The sequence below is a fragment of the Variovorax soli NBRC 106424 genome (assembly GCF_001591385.1).
Classification (GTDB): domain Bacteria; phylum Pseudomonadota; class Gammaproteobacteria; order Burkholderiales; family Burkholderiaceae_C; genus Variovorax; species Variovorax soli.
The window spans coordinates 15,093-28,979 of record NZ_BCUU01000069.1 but is presented as its reverse complement, the minus strand read 5'-3'; the positions used below and the strand labels follow the sequence as shown (position 1 = coordinate 28,979).

Sequence of the window (13,887 nt, the reverse complement as noted above, 5' to 3'; positions counted from 1 at the left end):
TGGGCCGGCGGCACGGCCTGCAGATCGAGCTGCGCAACCGCGAGGACGGGCCGGGGCTGGTGGCGCAGGTCCGCCTGGGAGGCCTGGGCGGGGTCGCAGCCGCCGCCTGAGGGGCGGTGTCCGACAGCCGCCGACGGCGGCCGCCGCCTTGCTCACGCCCACCTCATTTTTCGCTCATCGTCGCCTCAGAATGGGTGCCTAGAGTGGCCTTCAGGACCCCACCGCTGCACGCCGGCGGCGCGCCGGTGCGGGTTCCAAGGAGACCCACCATGCGCAATTCGATTCGACTCGCCGCCATCGGCGTGCTAGGCACCTTTGCCGCCCTGGGCAGCGCGAGCGCCCTGGCCCAGCAGAAAAACAGCGACGGCGGCGACTACCGCCCGCTCACCCTCAATTCGCCCGAGAAGCCCGAGGTGCAGCAGGGCGCCCTGGCCGCGGCGCGGGCGCACGGCGGCGCCGGGTCCGAAGGCACGGGCACGTCGACCGTGGCGGCGCCGACCAATCCGAGCAGCAGCACGTCGGAGGCCGACCAGGGCGCACTGGCTGCGGCGCGCGCCCACGGGGGCGCCGGCTCGGAGGGCATCGGCAGCTCGACGGCGCCGGCGCCCACGAAGTCGGGCAGCTGAACGGCCCCCCAACCCGGGGGCTGCGGCTTCCGGCGCTTGAAAACGGTTGAAAATGTCGCGCCCGCCACCATCTGGGTGGCACCGTGCGCGGGCCTGACCGGTTCCCCTCCCGGGGAAACGGAGGCCCGCGCCGTCCGCAGACCTTTCCAGTTTTCAAGAAGACATGACCAGCGCAACCAGCAAACTTCCCTTCCAGGCCGAAGTCGCCCAACTCCTGCACCTCGTCACGCACTCGCTCTACTCGAACAAGGAAATCTTCCTGCGCGAGCTGATCTCGAATGCGTCGGACGCCTGCGACAAGCTGCGCTTCGAGGGCATCAACAACAGCGCCCTGTACGAAGACCAGCCCGAGCTGTCGGTGCACGTCTCCTTCGACGACAAGGCCCGCACGCTCACCATCCGCGACAACGGCATCGGCATGTCGCGCCAGGAGGCCATCGACCACCTGGGCACCATCGCCAAGAGCGGCACCAAGGACTTCATGAGCCGCCTGACGGGCGACCAGAAGGCGGACGCCCAGCTCATCGGCCAGTTCGGTGTGGGCTTCTATTCGGGCTTCATCGTGGCCGACAAGATCGTGGTGGAGTCGCGCCGCGCGGGCCTGCCCGCCGACCAGGGCGTGCGCTGGACCAGCACCGGCGCCGGCGACTTCGAGGTGGAAGACATCACCCGTGCCGAGCGCGGCACCAGCGTCATCCTGCACCTGCGCGAAGACGCACAGGAATACCTCAACGCCTGGAAGCTCAAGTCCGTCATCGGCAAGTACTCCGACCACATCTCCCTGCCGATCCTCATGGAAAAGGAAGAGTGGAAGGAAGGCGAGAATGACCAGCCGGGCGGCATGGTCAAGACCGGCGAATGGGAGGCCGTCAACAAGGCCAGCGCCCTGTGGACCCGCCCCAAGAAGGACATCACGCCCGAGCAGTACATCGAGTTCTACAAGGGCATCTCGCACGACTTCGAGGCGCCCCTGGCCTGGAGCCACAACCGCGTGGAAGGCAGCACCGAGTACACGCAGCTGCTGTTCATCCCGGCCAAGGCGCCCATGGACCTGTGGAACCGCGAGCGCGCCTCGGGCGTCAAGCTCTACGTCAAGCGCGTGTTCATCATGGACGACGCCGAGGCGCTGCTGCCCAGCTACCTGCGCTTCGTCAAGGGCGTGATCGACTCGGCCGACCTGCCGCTGAACGTGAGCCGCGAGCTGCTGCAGGAAAGCCGCGACGTGAAGGCGATCCGCGAAGGCAGCACCAAGCGCGTGCTCTCGATGCTGGAAGACCTGGCCCGCCAGGAAAAGGAAGGTGAAAGCGATGAGGACAAGGCCAAGTTCGGCAAGTTCTACGCCGAGTTCGGCGCGGTGCTCAAGGAAGGCCTGGGCGAGGACTTTGCGAACCGGGAGCGCATTGCCAAGCTGCTTCGCTTTGCCTCCAGCACCACCGACACGGTGACGGTGAGCCTGGCCGACTACAAGGCCCGCATGAAGGAAGGCCAGGAGGCCATCTACTACATCACCGCCGACACGCTGGCGGCGGCCAAGAACAGCCCGCAGCTCGAGATCTTCCGCAAGAAGGGCATCGAAGTGCTGCTGATGACCGACCGCGTGGACGAGTGGGCGCTGAACTACATGCAGGAGTTCGACGGCACGCCGATGCAAAGCGTGGCCAAGGGTTCGGTGGACCTGGGCAAGCTGCAGGACGAGGCCGAGAAGAAGGCGGCCGAGGAAGCGGCCGAATCCTTCAAGCCGGTGCTGGACAAGCTCAAGGAAGCGCTCAAGGACAAGGCCGACGACGTGCGCGTGACCACGCGCCTGGTCGACTCGCCCGCCTGCCTGGTGGTGAAGGACGGCGGCATGAGCACGCAGCTGGCCCGCATGCTCAAGCAGGCCGGCCAGCCGGTGCCCGAGGTGAAGCCGGTGCTGGAAGTGAACGCCGAGCACCCGCTGGTGAAGAAGCTGGAGGCTTCCGCCCACTTCGACGACCTGGCCAACATCCTGTTCGACCAGGCGCTGCTGGCCGAAGGCGGCCTGCCGGCGGACCCTGCCGCCTACGTGCGCCGCGTGAACGCGCTGCTGGCCTGATCACAGGCCGATCGTTCCCAGGAGGCCGCGCACTGCGCGGCCTTTTTTATCAGCCGTGCCGTTTGAAGTACTGCACCTCGCGCTCGTGTTTTTCGGCCGCCTCGCGCGAGCCGAAGGTGCCGAGGTTGCGGCGCTTGCCGGTGCGCGGATCGACCTTGCGCGAGTAGAGGCGGTATTCGCCGGAGGCGAGCTTGCGGATCATGGCGGGCTCCTTCGAAGGCGTTGCCTGCCAATCTACGGCGGCCTTTTCTGGCCATGCGTCGGACAAGGCCAACGGGGCGCGTGGTCGTGGGCTGTGGAGCCTTTTCGGTATCAGCTGCCGCGCATCAAGTCGGGATGTTGCGTGCCAAGCCATTGCTCGGCGTGTGCCAGCAATTGCGTGGCTTCGGCAATGCACGATTCGAGTACGGCGCTCGATACCGGATCTCCCTCGTAGTCGCTGACATTGCGCTGCCGCCGCAATGCGTCCAGGACGATGATCCGCCGCTGGTCCACTGCCATGGTGAGGCCCAGGCTCTGGATGGCGGTCTGATGATGGCCGGGCTGGCTGGTCGACGTGCGGTAGCCGCTGGCCCACAAGCCCAGCATGGAGCATTGCATGATGCATTTGTAGGCCGCATCGAAGCGGTTGTCTGGACTCACCTGGGCAATGCGTGCATCCGCCAGGTTGCGCCGTGCGGCCTGCAACAGCTTGGCAATGCCCGCTGCGTCAGTCGTGTGTTCTTGCAACCGACCGATCGCCAACAAGTTCTGCAAGCTCATGTTCTTCCCCCTTCACGAATAGTTTTGCTTTGGCCAGGACGTCGCGGGCAAAGGCATCGCCGTGCCGCGCGCGGTCCGCAAACTCCTTGGGCGTGTAGAGCACCGGGTTGACTTCGCGCCCCAGCGTTGCGTGCAAAGGAAAGAGTGCCTGTGCCAGTTCGGCGAAGCCTACCTTGCCAAGAACCAGCACGTCGACGTCGCTGCCTGCCGACGGCGTGCCGCGCGCCATGGAGCCGAAGACCAGGCAGAGTCGAATCTGCGCATCCAGCGGCGCGAGGGCCTCGCGCAGCGCGGGCACCACGCCGTGAGTCTTGCGAAAGACGGAGGCCAGTTCGGCAAACAGGGGGTGGGTCGGCTGGGCCTGGTAGCGGACCTGGTTGCCTTGCTCGGTGCGCAGCAGCAATCCGGCCTGGCTCAATTTTTCGAGTTCGCGCGCGAGCGTGCCGGCGTGCGTGCCGGTGCGTCGCGCCAGTTCGCGCAGATGGAACGCCGCTTGCGGCTCGAGCAGCAGCACGGCCAGCACCCGTTGCCGAATGCCGGGAAACAGCAGGTCCATCAATGACGATGAGGTGTTGCTCATTAGGCAACGATTGTCGCCTTTAAGGCGACACATGGCAAGGGGCCTCGCCTGCCCGCGCTAGCAGTACAGAGGCTCTTCCGCCATCGCCTCGCACTGGTCCTGCAGCATCTGGATCTGCCCCTTCCAGTAGTCGCTGCTGCCGAACCACGGGAAGTTGATCGGGAAGATCGGGTCCTGCCAGCGCCGCGCCAGCCAGGCGCTGTAGTGGATCAGGCGCAGGGTGCGCAAGGGCTCGATCAGGGCCAGCTCGCGCCGGTCGAAGCTGCGGAACTGCTCATAGCCGTCCAGCAGGCCCGAGAGCTGGCCGGTGCGCTGTGCGCGGTCGCCTGAGAGCAGCATCCACAGGTCCTGCACCGCGAAGCCGGTGCGCGCGTCGTCCAGGTCGACGAAATGCGGGCCGCCGTCCGGCCGGTCGGTGGGCGTCCACAGGATGTTGCCGGGGTGGCAGTCGCCGTGCAGTCGCAGCTGGCGCAGCTCGCCCATCTTGTCTGCGTCGCCACTCAGTGCCGTGGCGGCGACCATCTCCAGCGCCTGGGTGCAGGCGATTTCCCAGTCGCGCTGCACATCGAGCGGAATCTTGTCGCCCTGCAGCAGCCAATCGCGCGAGGCAATGCCGAAGCTCTGCAGGTCCAGCACGGGGCGCTCCTCGAAGGGCCTGGCAGCGCCCACGGTGTGGATGCGCGCGAGAAAGCGGCCGATCCATTCCAGCACCTCGAAATCGTCCAGCTCGGGCGCGCGGCCGCCGCGGTAGGGGCTGACGCTGAATTCGAAGCCGGCATGCTGGTGCAGGGTGGCGCCGTTCAGCTCCAGCGGCGCCACGGCGGGCACCTCGCCGGCCACCAGCTCGCGCGAAAAGGCATGCTCTTCCAGGATCTGCCCGGTGCTCCAGCGCCCGGGCCGGTAGAACTTGGCCACCACCACCTGCCGGTCTTCCAGGTGGATCTGGTAGACGCGGTTCTCGTAGGAGCTCAGCGCCTGCAGCCGGCCGTCGCCGTGCAGGCCGAGCGTGGCCAGCGCGTCCAGCACCACATCGGGCGTGAGCGATTCGTAAGGGTGCGCGGCAAGGGCGGGATCGGGCGTGGCGGACATGAGTGCGCCATTGTCGCCGCCCCGAACCGGCTCAGGCGCCCAGCTCGATGACGTGGCCCGCGCGCGGGTCCAGCTGCCCGGCGGCCAGCGCGGTCCAGGTGGTGGCCAGTGCGTCGGCGCCGCGCGCGGTCTCCACGCGCATCCAGGGCGCGCCGGCATCCAGCACGCGCGCGCAGAAGGCTTGCCAGGCCGCGGCCATGCGGCGCCCGAATTCTTCCGCGCCCCATTCGCCGATGCGCTTCTTGATCTGGTCGGGCGCGAAGAAGAACACCATGCGCGGGCCCGGCAGGCCCTTGCCGCTGCCGGCCGGCGCCACTTCGCCCAGGTGGGTGCTGCCGATGGCCAGGCTGTGCGCCAGGGCGGTGAAGCGCGTGTGGATGCCCCGGCGCAGTTCGCCGCCGCCCGCGAAGTCCACGAACACGCAGGGCGTGTCGGCCGGCAGCTCGTGCAGCGCGTCGTAGCGCAGCACGCGGTGGTAGCAGCCGAGCTTCTCGCAGAAATCGACGTTGGCCGCCGAGGTCAGGCCCACGACCTGCACGCCCGGCCGCTGGGACAGCGCCCAGGCGGTGCCGTAGGCGGTCTTGCTCGAGGCGCTGGAAAGAATGACGGTGGCGCGCCCCTGCGCATCGCGTGCGCCGAAGAAATCCTTGTCCGCCAGGTGGTCGTCGATCAGCCACGAGGTGATGAAGAGTGGCCGCAGCAGCACCTGTACCGCTTCGTTGTCCGCCCGGTAGAGCGGATCGTGCGCGGTGCGGAAATACTGGTTGTAGACCGCGGGCAGCGCCGCGCGGTGTTCTGCGCCGTCGACGAAGCGCTCGGGCGACAGGCGCGCCGGCGCGAGCACGGCATGCGTGGCGGCCGGCCAGAAGCCGTACAGCCGCTCGCCCACCGCCACGCCCGGGTGCAGCGACTGCACGACGTCGGCAAAGCCCCACACGGGCACGATGCCCCAGCCCGCTTCGCCGCTGGGGTAGAAGTCCCAGTAGCGCATGGCATGGCCGAAGCCGGCGTAGGTGACGTTGTTGCTGGTCAGCGCCAGGCGGTCGATGCGCACCCGCACCTGGCCGGGGGCCAGCGGCGTGTCCTCGCGCGTGCGAAGGCGGGTGCGCGTGAGTTCGTCATGCGCGATCAGCAGTTCGGTGGTGGGCATGTGCGCTGCTCCTGGTGAACGGGAGCGCAAGTTAGCGCAGATGAGGCCGTTGCGCGATGACGAAGGCGTGTCCGCCGTCGCGCAGGCGACGCGCCAGGCCTCAGCCCGCGGCCAGCACCAGGGCGATGGTTACTGCCGCCGGCAGCGCCTGCACGAAGAGGATCTTGCGTGCCGCCGTGAGGCCGCCGTAGATGCCGGCGACCAGGACGCAGGCCAGGAAGAACAGCATGAACTCCCGGTTCTGCGTGACCAGGCCCCAGAAGAGGCCGGCCGCCAGGAAGCCGTTGTACAGCCCCTGGTTGGCGGCCAGCACCTTCGTGGCGTCGGCCATCTCCTGCGACTGGCCGAAGGCCTTCAGGCCCGCCGGCTTGTTCCACAGGAACATTTCCAGCACCAGGATGTACACGTGCTCCACGGCGACGAGGAGCACGGCGGCCTGGGCGAGAAGCTTCAACATGACGGGCCGGGCCTGCCGATCAGGCGATGACCAGGTCGACGTCGATGTTGCCGCGCGTGGCGTTGGAGTAGGGGCACACCACGTGGGCGGCGTCCACCAGCTTCTTCTTCGCGTCGGCGTCCAGGCCGGGCAGGGAGATGGCCAGCTTGACGGCGATGCCGTAGGCGGCGCCGCCGTTCGTCGGGCCGAGCGAGACGCTGGCGTCGACGGCCACGTCTTCCGGCACCTTCACGCCGACCTTGGGGCCCACGGCCTTCATGGCGCCGATGAAGCAGGCGGAATAGCCCACGGCGAACAGCTGCTCGGGGTTGGTGCCGGGCTTGCCGGAACCGGGCGGGTTCAGCTTGACGTCGAGCGCGCCATCGCTGGACTTGCCGGCGCCGCCGTCGCGTCCACCGGTGGTGTGGGACTGGGCGGTGTAGAGAACCTTGTCGAGAGGGGTGGTCATGGGACTTCCTTTGGGTTGAGGTAGGAGGGTTGGCGGGAGGGGAAAGCGGAATTCAAGCGGCAGCCTGGATGCGCTCGCGCAGCTGCTGGACCTGCTGGGTGAGGGCCACCAGCTCGCCCGGCGAGCACTGGCTGGCGTTGATGAGGCAGGCCGGCACCTTGGCGGCGCGGGCCTTGAGCCGGCGCCCGGCGGTGGTGAGGTGGATGTGGACCCGGCGCTCGTCCTGCGCGTCGCGCACGCGGGTGACGTAGCCGGAAGCTTCGAGCCGCTTGAGCAGCGGCGTGAGGGTGCCCGAGTCGAGCGAAAGCCTTTGCCCCAGCTCGGACACCATGAGCCCGTCTTGCTCCCACAGCACGAGCATGACAAGGTATTGGGGGTAGGTGAGTTCGAGCTGGTCGAGCAGCGGCTTGTACAGGCGCGTCATGGCCAAAGAGGCCGAATAGATGGCGAAGCACAGCTGGTTGTCCAGCCGCAGCATCTGCTCGGCGTTGGCGGCTGGCGTGGACTTGGTGCTCGGCATGGGGCGAAGTATGGCGCAAAATTAAATTGCGTGCAAAGTATTTGTGTAAGCAAACCCTGCACGAGGCAGGGTTGAAAGGATCCGGCGCGCCGCGCCGGTTCAGTCGGGCCGACTCAGCGGCCCGTGAAGCGGGCAGGGCGCTTCTCGATGAAGGCGCGCACGCCCTCGGCCGCGTCTTCGCTGGCGGCCAGCCGTTGCTGCACCGGAATGAAGTCGGCCACCGCCGCCGCCTGGCCCAGCTCGATGGCCTTGAGCACGTTCAGCCGCGTGGCGACCACGGCGGCCGGCGCCTGCGCCGCGATGCGGCGAGCGATGCCCACGGCAGATTCGAGCACCTGCGCCACCGGCACCACGCGCTGCACGAAGTTGCAGCGCAAGGCCTCGGCGCTGTCGAACTCGTCGGCCGTCAGCAGGTGCAGCATGGCGTTGCCCACGCCGGCGCGCTCGGGCATGCGCAGCGTGGCGCCGCCCGTGGGCAGGATGCAGCGCTGCACTTCCATCTGCGAGAAGCGGCAGTCGTCGGCGGCAATGACGATGTCGGCGCCCAGCATCAGCTCGATGCCCACCGTGAAGCAGATGCCCTTGACGGCCGCCACCATCGGCTTGGTGCGGCGCCGGTAGCCGGGCATGCCGAAGTCGTGCGGCTCCACCAGGCCCGGTGGCGTGAGCTTTTCGCCGCGTTGCAGGTATTCGACCACCGCCGGCAGATCCAGCCCGGCGGTGAAGTGATCGCCGTAGGCATGCAGCACGCCCACGCGCAACTGCGGATCGTCGTCCAGCCGGGTGTAGGCCTCGGCCAGCTCGCGGAACATGCGCGGCGTCCAGCCGTTGCGCTTGGCCGGGCGGTTGATGCCGATCAGCAGGATGTGCTCATCCAGCACTTCGCAGCTGATGCAGCCTTCGGGTGGCGGGGTGACGGGCGTGGGCGTCATGGATGCTTGGTGCTCAGTAGGTGTAGACACCACGGCCGGTCTTGCGGCCCAGTTGACCGGCCGCGACCATTTCCTTGAGCAGCGGGCAGGGGCGGTACTTCGAATCGCCGAACTCCTCCAGGTACACCTCCATCACCGCCAGGCACACGTCCAGGCCGATCATGTCGGCCAGGGCCAGCGGGCCGATGGGCTGGTTGCAGCCCAGCTTCATGCCGGCGTCGATGTCCTCCGCCGTGGCGCTGCCTTCGGCCAGCACGAAGAAGGCCTCGTTGATCATCGGCACCAGGATGCGGTTGACCACGAAGCCCGGCGCGTTCTTCACCGTGATGGGCGACTTGCCCAGGCGCTCGGACAGGTCCTTCACGGCCGCGTGCGTGGCATCGCTGGTGAGGTAGCCGCGGATGATCTCCACCAGCGCCATCATCGGCACCGGGTTGAAGAAGTGCATGCCGATGAAGCGGTCGGCGCGCGAGGTGGCGGCCGCCAGCTTGGTGATGGAGATGGACGAGGTGTTGGAAGCGATGATCGCCTCCGGCGCCAGCAGGCTGTCCACCTGCTTGAGGATCTTGAGCTTGAGCTCGTAGTTCTCGGTGGCCGCCTCGATCACCAGCTGCGCCTGCTTGAGGTCGTCGTAGTTGGTGCTGCCCTGGATGAGGGCCATGGCGGCCGTCTTCTGCTCGGCGGTGAGCTTTTCCTTCTTGATCAGCCGGTCCAGGCTGCCCGAGACGGTGGCAATGCCTTTGTCCACGGCGCCCTGCGAGATGTCCACCATGACGGCGCGGATGCCCGCCACCGCGCAGGCCTGCGCAATGCCGTTGCCCATGGTGCCGGCGCCGATGATGCCGACGGTCTGGATAGTCATTTGATTTACTCCTGGGAAAACAAAGAAAAAGGGAGCGGCGGCGCGAGCGGCGGCCGGTTGGGCCCACATTGTCGCCATGTCGGGCTGATTTAAAGTCGCCTGCATGACCACCCTCGGCACCCCCCTTTCCCCTTCCGCAACCCGCGTCATGCTCCTGGGCTCCGGCGAGCTTGGCAAGGAGGTGCTCATCGCCCTCCAGCGCCTGGGCGTGGAGACCATCGCGGTCGACCGCTACGAGAACGCGCCCGGCCAGCAGGTGGCGCACCATGCGCGCACCATCACCATGAGCGACCCGGCCCAGCTCAAGGCGCTGATCGAGGCCGAGAAGCCCATGCTGGTGGTGCCCGAGATCGAGGCCATCGCCACGCCCATGCTGCAGGAACTGGAGGCGGCCGGCACGGTGCGCGTGATTCCCACCGCCCGCGCCGCCCGCCTGACGATGGACCGCGAAGGCATCCGCCGCCTGGCCGCCGAGACGCTGGGCCTGCCCACCAGCCCCTACAAGTTCTGCGATTCGCTGGAAGAGCTGCAGGCGGCCATCGACGGCGGCATCGGCTACCCCTGCGTGGTCAAGCCCGTGATGAGCAGCTCCGGCAAGGGCCAGAGCAAGATCGACGGCCCGGGTGACGTGAAGAAGGCCTGGGACTACGCCATGGCCGGCGGGCGCGTGAGCCACGGCCGCGTCATCGTCGAAGGCTTCATCGACTTCGACTACGAGATCACCCTGCTCACCGTGCGCGCCATGGGCGAGGGCGGCCAGGTGCAGACGCATTTCTGCGAGCCCATCGGCCACCTGCAGGTCAGCGGCGACTATGTGGAAAGCTGGCAGCCGCACCCCATGGCGCCGGCCGCGCTGCAGAAGGCGCAGGCCATCGCGCAGGCGGTGACGGGCGACCTGGGCGGGCAGGGCCTGTTCGGCGTGGAGCTGTTCGTCAAGGGCGACGAAGTGTGGTTCAGCGAGGTCAGCCCGCGCCCGCACGACACCGGCATGGTCACCATGGCCACCCAGTGGCAGAACGAGTTCGAACTGCATGCCCGCGCCATCCTCGGCCTGCCGGTGGACACCACGCTCAAGAGCCCGGGCGCGAGCGCCGTGGTCTACGGCGGGGTGGATGCCCAGGGCATCGTCTTCGACGGCGTCGACCAGGCGCTGCGGGTGCCCGGCGTGGACGTGCGCCTGTTCGGCAAGCCCGAGAGCTTCGTCAAGCGCCGCATGGGCGTGGCCCTGGCGCATGCGGCCGACATCGACACCGCGCGCGACCGGGCGCGCGAGGCCGCGAGCCGCGTCAAGCCGCGCAAGGCCTGAGCCGCTTGTTCATGATGCGCCGCATCGTCAAGGCCGTCTTCTGGCTGGCGCTGGCGGCGGTGCTGCTGCTCACCGCCTTTGTCGCGGTGCAGTACCACCGGGCGCCCTCGCTCGAACCCTACCGTCCGTTGACCTTGCCGGCGGCGGACAAGGCGGCCCCGGGCCCGGTGCAGGTCCGCTTCGGCGGCGTTGCCACGCTCGTGTTCGACGATGGCGAAACGGCGTGGATGACCGACGGCTTCTTCTCACGCCCCGGCGTGCTGGCCACTGCCATCACGCGCATCGGGCCCGACGCACAGCGCATCGACGATGGCCTGCGCCGGATGGGCGTCACGCGCCTGGCCGCCGTGGTGCCGGTGCATTCGCACTACGACCACGCGATGGATTCGCCGGTGGTGGCGCAGCGCACCGGCGCCAGGCTGATCGGCTCCGCCTCGACCATGCACATCGGCCGCGGGCTGGGGCTGCCGGCGTCGCAGCTGCAGCAGGTCGAGTCGGGCGAGCCGGTGCGCCTGGGCAGGTTCACGCTGCGCTTCATCGCCAGCCGCCACAGCCCCACGCCCTACAGCGACGGGCATTCGGTGGAGCGCATCGACAGCGACCTGGTGCCGCCGCAGCGCGCGACCGCCTGGCGCGAAGGCACAGTGTGGTCGATTCACGTCGCGCACGACGGCGGGCGCACCTGGCTGGTGCAGGGCAGCGCCGGCTTCGTGCCGGGCGCGCTCGCGGGCCTGCGCGCGGAGACGGTCTTCCTCGGCACCGGCACCCTTGGCAAGAAGCCGGAGGCCTACCGCGAGCAGTTCTGGAACGAGACGGTGAAGGCCGTGGGCGCCCGGCAGGTGCTGCCCATCCACTGGGACAACTTCTGGCGCCCGCTCGAGCTGCCACTGCAGGCCATGCCGCTGCTGCTGGACGACTTCGAGGTGGTCATGCAAGACCTGCAGGCGCGCGGCCTGCGCGACGGTGTGCGGATTCGCATGCCGCCGCTGTTTGTGCCGTTCACGCTCTAGTGTGCTGTCCCGCAAATAGCTATGCAGAGAAAAGCGATGCGTTTCAGGTCAGGGCAAGGCGCAAACCGCAGCGATACCCAGTGGTATCGCGAGGATTTGCAACGCAGCCATGGCCTGAAAGGCGCGCTTTTCTGCGTAGCTATTTGCGGGGCAGCACACTAGCCCGCAGCCACTTTTCGCAAGCCCGCACGCGGGAGTGGGTCACGCGCGCGGCCGATATATAGGGAAAGTCCCCGCGAAGTGATGCACGCCCCCGCCGCTACCATGCCGCCAGCGCGAACCGGCCGCACGTCCATGTCGGCAATGAGCGGATCGCGACGCATAGGAGACGGCATGCGCGATGAGGGCATGGCGACACCGGCAGCGCCCGGCGATCGCCTGATGTGGCTGACGACGCAACGTGTTTTCTACGCGGGCCTCCTGGGGCCCGTCGGCGCCCGCGTGCTCGGGGGCTGGGGCCTCTACGTCTCCACCTCGGCGGCCGATCCCATTCGCGTGTGCATCGGCGGCGGTGCATGGCAAAGCGGCGAACTGCTGGTGGTGCCGCCGCAGGTGCCGCATCGCGTCGAAAGCGCCAGGCCGCTGGTGCTCAACATCCTGGTCGAGGCCGATTCGGTCGACCCGGACCGCCTTCCGTCATTCATGCGCGAGCGCTGCGGCTGCGCGCATGCACCGGAGTTCGTTGCGCGCGTGCGGGCCATGCATGCGCGCCTGCTGGCCGCTTCCGGTCGCGAATCCTTCGAGGGCTTCGACTTCGATCTGCTTTTTTTCGGCCAGGCGCTGGCGCCGCGTGTGCTCGATGCGCGCATTGCGCGCGTCATCGAGCGCATCAACATCGACCCGGCGCAAAGCGCCTCGGCACAGGATTGCGCGGGCTGGGTGCATCTTTCCTTCTCGCGCTTCCTGCACCTGTTCAAGGAAGAACTTGGCGTGCCGTTTCGCAGCTTCCGCGCCTGGAAGCGGGCGCGCAGCCTGCTGCGCTATGTGCACCAGCCGGGCACGCTCACCGACATCGCGCTGGACTCCGGTTATCCGGACGCCACGCACTTCAGCCATTCGATCCGCCAGGTCTACGGCCTGCGGCCCAGCGAGATCCTCGCCGGTTCACGCCGCCTGGCGCTGCATGACGCAGCAGGCGTGCGCGCATCCTGAGGGTCGGACGCCTTGCAAGTCCTCCAGCTCCTGCTCTCCGGCATCGCCCAAGGCTGCATCTACGGCCTGATCGCACTGGGCTTCGTGCTCATCTACAAGGCCACCGAAACGGTGAGCTTCGCCCAGGGCGAGCTCATGATGCTGGGCGCCTTCAGTGCGCTGGCCGCCATGACGCTGTTCGGCTTCCCGTTCTGGATGGCGGCCCTGTTCGCCGTGCTGGTGATGGCCCTCCTGGGCGTGCTGCTCGAATTCGTGGTGATCCGCCCGGTGCTCGGCCAGCCGCAGTTCGCCATCGTCATGCTGACCATCGGCATCGGGTATGTGATGCGCGGCCTGATCACCATGGTGCCGGGCATCGGCACCGACACGCACACGCTGCCCGTGCCCTACAAGGACCAGGTCTGGAAGCTGGGCGCGCTGGTCATCAACGTGGAGCAGGTGGTGATCGTGCTGGCCACCGCCGTCTTGTGCGGCCTGCTGTTCGTCATGTTCCGCTACAGCAAGCTGGGCATTGCCATGCAGGCTTCGTCGCAGAACCAGCTGGCGGCCTACTACATGGGCATTCCGGTCAAGCGCCTCAACAGCCTGGTGTGGGGCCTGGCCGCGGCGGTGGCGGCCATTGCCGGCATGCTGCTGGCGCCCATCACCTTCGTGCACGCCAACATGGGCTTCATCGGGCTCAAGGCTTTTCCGGCGGCGGTGGTGGGGGGCTTCGGCAGCCTGCCAGGGGCCATCGTGGGTGGCCTGGTCATCGGCGTGGTGGAGTCGCTCGCGGGCTTCTACCTGCCCGACGGCTTCAAGGACACCGCGCCCTACATCGTGGTGCTGATCATGCTGATGGTGAAGCCCAACGGCCTGTTCGGCGAGAAGCTCCGGAAAAAGGTCTGAAGAAATGAGCCCCCACGTTCGGCACTTCGTG

The 13,887-nt window shown here is 67.9% G+C and carries 16 protein-coding genes; 6 read left to right on the top strand and 10 right to left on the bottom strand.

Annotated elements, in window-relative coordinates:
- The first annotated feature begins 269 nt into the window (after nucleotides 1-269).
- Entirely contained in the window at nucleotides 270-626 is a 357-nt protein-coding gene (locus VSO01S_RS18520) for a hypothetical protein (protein WP_068644288.1), read from the top strand.
- Nucleotides 627-789: 163 nt separating this feature from the next.
- On the top strand, nucleotides 790-2,700 hold the full coding sequence (htpG, locus tag VSO01S_RS18515; RefSeq protein ID WP_068644287.1) for a molecular chaperone HtpG: 1,911 nt from the start codon (nucleotides 790-792) through the stop codon (nucleotides 2,698-2,700).
- A gap of 49 nt (nucleotides 2,701-2,749) precedes the next feature.
- Here htpG and VSO01S_RS27750 read toward each other — a convergent pair whose 3' ends face one another.
- From VSO01S_RS27750 to VSO01S_RS18470, 10 genes are all read right to left on the bottom strand, one after another.
- Nucleotides 2,750-2,902, bottom strand: a complete 153-nt coding sequence (locus VSO01S_RS27750; protein WP_153305307.1) for a hypothetical protein — start codon at nucleotides 2,900-2,902, stop codon at nucleotides 2,750-2,752.
- A 110-nt stretch (nucleotides 2,903-3,012) separates the two neighbouring features.
- Nucleotides 3,013-3,462, bottom strand: a complete 450-nt coding sequence (locus tag VSO01S_RS18510) for a DNA-binding protein (RefSeq protein ID WP_068644286.1) — start codon at nucleotides 3,460-3,462, stop codon at nucleotides 3,013-3,015.
- Nucleotides 3,410-4,042, bottom strand: a complete 633-nt coding sequence (locus VSO01S_RS18505) for a nucleotidyltransferase domain-containing protein (protein ID WP_068644285.1) — start codon at nucleotides 4,040-4,042, stop codon at nucleotides 3,410-3,412. The genes VSO01S_RS18510 and VSO01S_RS18505 overlap by 53 nt, the downstream gene beginning before the upstream one ends.
- Nucleotides 4,043-4,099: 57 nt before the next feature.
- The gene (locus VSO01S_RS18500) at nucleotides 4,100-5,131 is read right to left on the bottom strand and encodes a serine/threonine protein kinase (RefSeq protein WP_068644284.1); all 1,032 of its coding nucleotides are present in this window, start codon (nucleotides 5,129-5,131) and stop codon (nucleotides 4,100-4,102) included.
- A 31-nt stretch (nucleotides 5,132-5,162) separates the two neighbouring features.
- Nucleotides 5,163-6,281 carry a DUF2855 family protein gene (locus tag VSO01S_RS18495; RefSeq protein ID WP_068644283.1) on the bottom strand — a complete coding sequence of 373 codons (1,119 nt, stop codon included), beginning with the start codon at nucleotides 6,279-6,281 and terminating at the stop codon, nucleotides 5,163-5,165.
- Between the two features lie 100 nt (nucleotides 6,282-6,381).
- Complete coding sequence (locus VSO01S_RS18490; RefSeq protein ID WP_174544743.1) at nucleotides 6,382-6,735, bottom strand: DUF1304 domain-containing protein; 354 nt, start codon at nucleotides 6,733-6,735, stop codon at nucleotides 6,382-6,384.
- 22 nt (nucleotides 6,736-6,757) lie between these two features.
- Nucleotides 6,758-7,186 (bottom strand): organic hydroperoxide resistance protein, encoded by a 429-nt coding sequence (locus tag VSO01S_RS18485; protein WP_068644281.1) that lies wholly within the window; start codon nucleotides 7,184-7,186, stop codon nucleotides 6,758-6,760.
- Between the two features lie 52 nt (nucleotides 7,187-7,238).
- On the bottom strand, nucleotides 7,239-7,706 hold the full coding sequence (locus tag VSO01S_RS18480) for a MarR family winged helix-turn-helix transcriptional regulator (RefSeq protein WP_068644280.1): 468 nt from the start codon (nucleotides 7,704-7,706) through the stop codon (nucleotides 7,239-7,241).
- Nucleotides 7,707-7,819: 113 nt separating this feature from the next.
- Nucleotides 7,820-8,638, bottom strand: a complete 819-nt coding sequence (locus VSO01S_RS18475; RefSeq protein WP_068644279.1) for a crotonase/enoyl-CoA hydratase family protein — start codon at nucleotides 8,636-8,638, stop codon at nucleotides 7,820-7,822.
- A 13-nt stretch (nucleotides 8,639-8,651) separates the two neighbouring features.
- Nucleotides 8,652-9,500 (bottom strand): 3-hydroxybutyryl-CoA dehydrogenase, encoded by an 849-nt coding sequence (locus tag VSO01S_RS18470; RefSeq protein WP_068644278.1) that lies wholly within the window; start codon nucleotides 9,498-9,500, stop codon nucleotides 8,652-8,654.
- Between the two features lie 103 nt (nucleotides 9,501-9,603).
- On the opposite strand from VSO01S_RS18470, the gene purT reads away from it, so the two are divergent.
- The 4 genes from purT (at nucleotide 9,604) to VSO01S_RS18450 (ending at nucleotide 13,856) form a co-directional block, all read left to right on the top strand.
- Nucleotides 9,604-10,806 (top strand): formate-dependent phosphoribosylglycinamide formyltransferase, encoded by a 1,203-nt coding sequence (purT, locus tag VSO01S_RS18465; RefSeq protein WP_068644277.1) that lies wholly within the window; start codon nucleotides 9,604-9,606, stop codon nucleotides 10,804-10,806.
- Between the two features lie 5 nt (nucleotides 10,807-10,811).
- A complete protein-coding gene (locus tag VSO01S_RS18460; protein WP_218002358.1) occupies nucleotides 10,812-11,816 on the top strand; it encodes an MBL fold metallo-hydrolase in 1,005 nt (334 codons plus the stop codon).
- A gap of 333 nt (nucleotides 11,817-12,149) precedes the next feature.
- On the top strand, nucleotides 12,150-12,968 hold the full coding sequence (locus VSO01S_RS18455) for a helix-turn-helix domain-containing protein (RefSeq protein ID WP_068644276.1): 819 nt from the start codon (nucleotides 12,150-12,152) through the stop codon (nucleotides 12,966-12,968).
- Nucleotides 12,969-12,980: 12 nt separating this feature from the next.
- Nucleotides 12,981-13,856, top strand: coding sequence for a branched-chain amino acid ABC transporter permease (locus VSO01S_RS18450; protein WP_068644275.1), 876 nt, complete (start codon nucleotides 12,981-12,983; stop codon nucleotides 13,854-13,856).
- The last annotated feature ends 31 nt before the right edge of the window (nucleotides 13,857-13,887 follow it).

Coding starts and splice junctions, on each gene's coding strand:
- VSO01S_RS18520 (WP_068644288.1), top strand. CDS start 270: ATGCGCAATTCGATTCGACTCGCCGCCATCGGCGTGCTAGGCACCTTT.
- htpG (WP_068644287.1), top strand. CDS start 790: ATGACCAGCGCAACCAGCAAACTTCCCTTCCAGGCCGAAGTCGCCCAA.
- VSO01S_RS27750 (WP_153305307.1), bottom strand. CDS start 2,902: ATGATCCGCAAGCTCGCCTCCGGCGAATACCGCCTCTACTCGCGCAAG.
- VSO01S_RS18510 (WP_068644286.1), bottom strand. CDS start 3,462: ATGAGCTTGCAGAACTTGTTGGCGATCGGTCGGTTGCAAGAACACACG.
- VSO01S_RS18505 (WP_068644285.1), bottom strand. CDS start 4,042: ATGAGCAACACCTCATCGTCATTGATGGACCTGCTGTTTCCCGGCATT.
- VSO01S_RS18500 (WP_068644284.1), bottom strand. CDS start 5,131: ATGTCCGCCACGCCCGATCCCGCCCTTGCCGCGCACCCTTACGAATCG.
- VSO01S_RS18495 (WP_068644283.1), bottom strand. CDS start 6,281: ATGCCCACCACCGAACTGCTGATCGCGCATGACGAACTCACGCGCACC.
- VSO01S_RS18485 (WP_068644281.1), bottom strand. CDS start 7,186: ATGACCACCCCTCTCGACAAGGTTCTCTACACCGCCCAGTCCCACACC.
- VSO01S_RS18480 (WP_068644280.1), bottom strand. CDS start 7,706: ATGCCGAGCACCAAGTCCACGCCAGCCGCCAACGCCGAGCAGATGCTG.
- VSO01S_RS18475 (WP_068644279.1), bottom strand. CDS start 8,638: ATGACGCCCACGCCCGTCACCCCGCCACCCGAAGGCTGCATCAGCTGC.
- VSO01S_RS18470 (WP_068644278.1), bottom strand. CDS start 9,500: ATGACTATCCAGACCGTCGGCATCATCGGCGCCGGCACCATGGGCAAC.
- purT (WP_068644277.1), top strand. CDS start 9,604: ATGACCACCCTCGGCACCCCCCTTTCCCCTTCCGCAACCCGCGTCATG.
- VSO01S_RS18455 (WP_068644276.1), top strand. CDS start 12,150: ATGCGCGATGAGGGCATGGCGACACCGGCAGCGCCCGGCGATCGCCTG.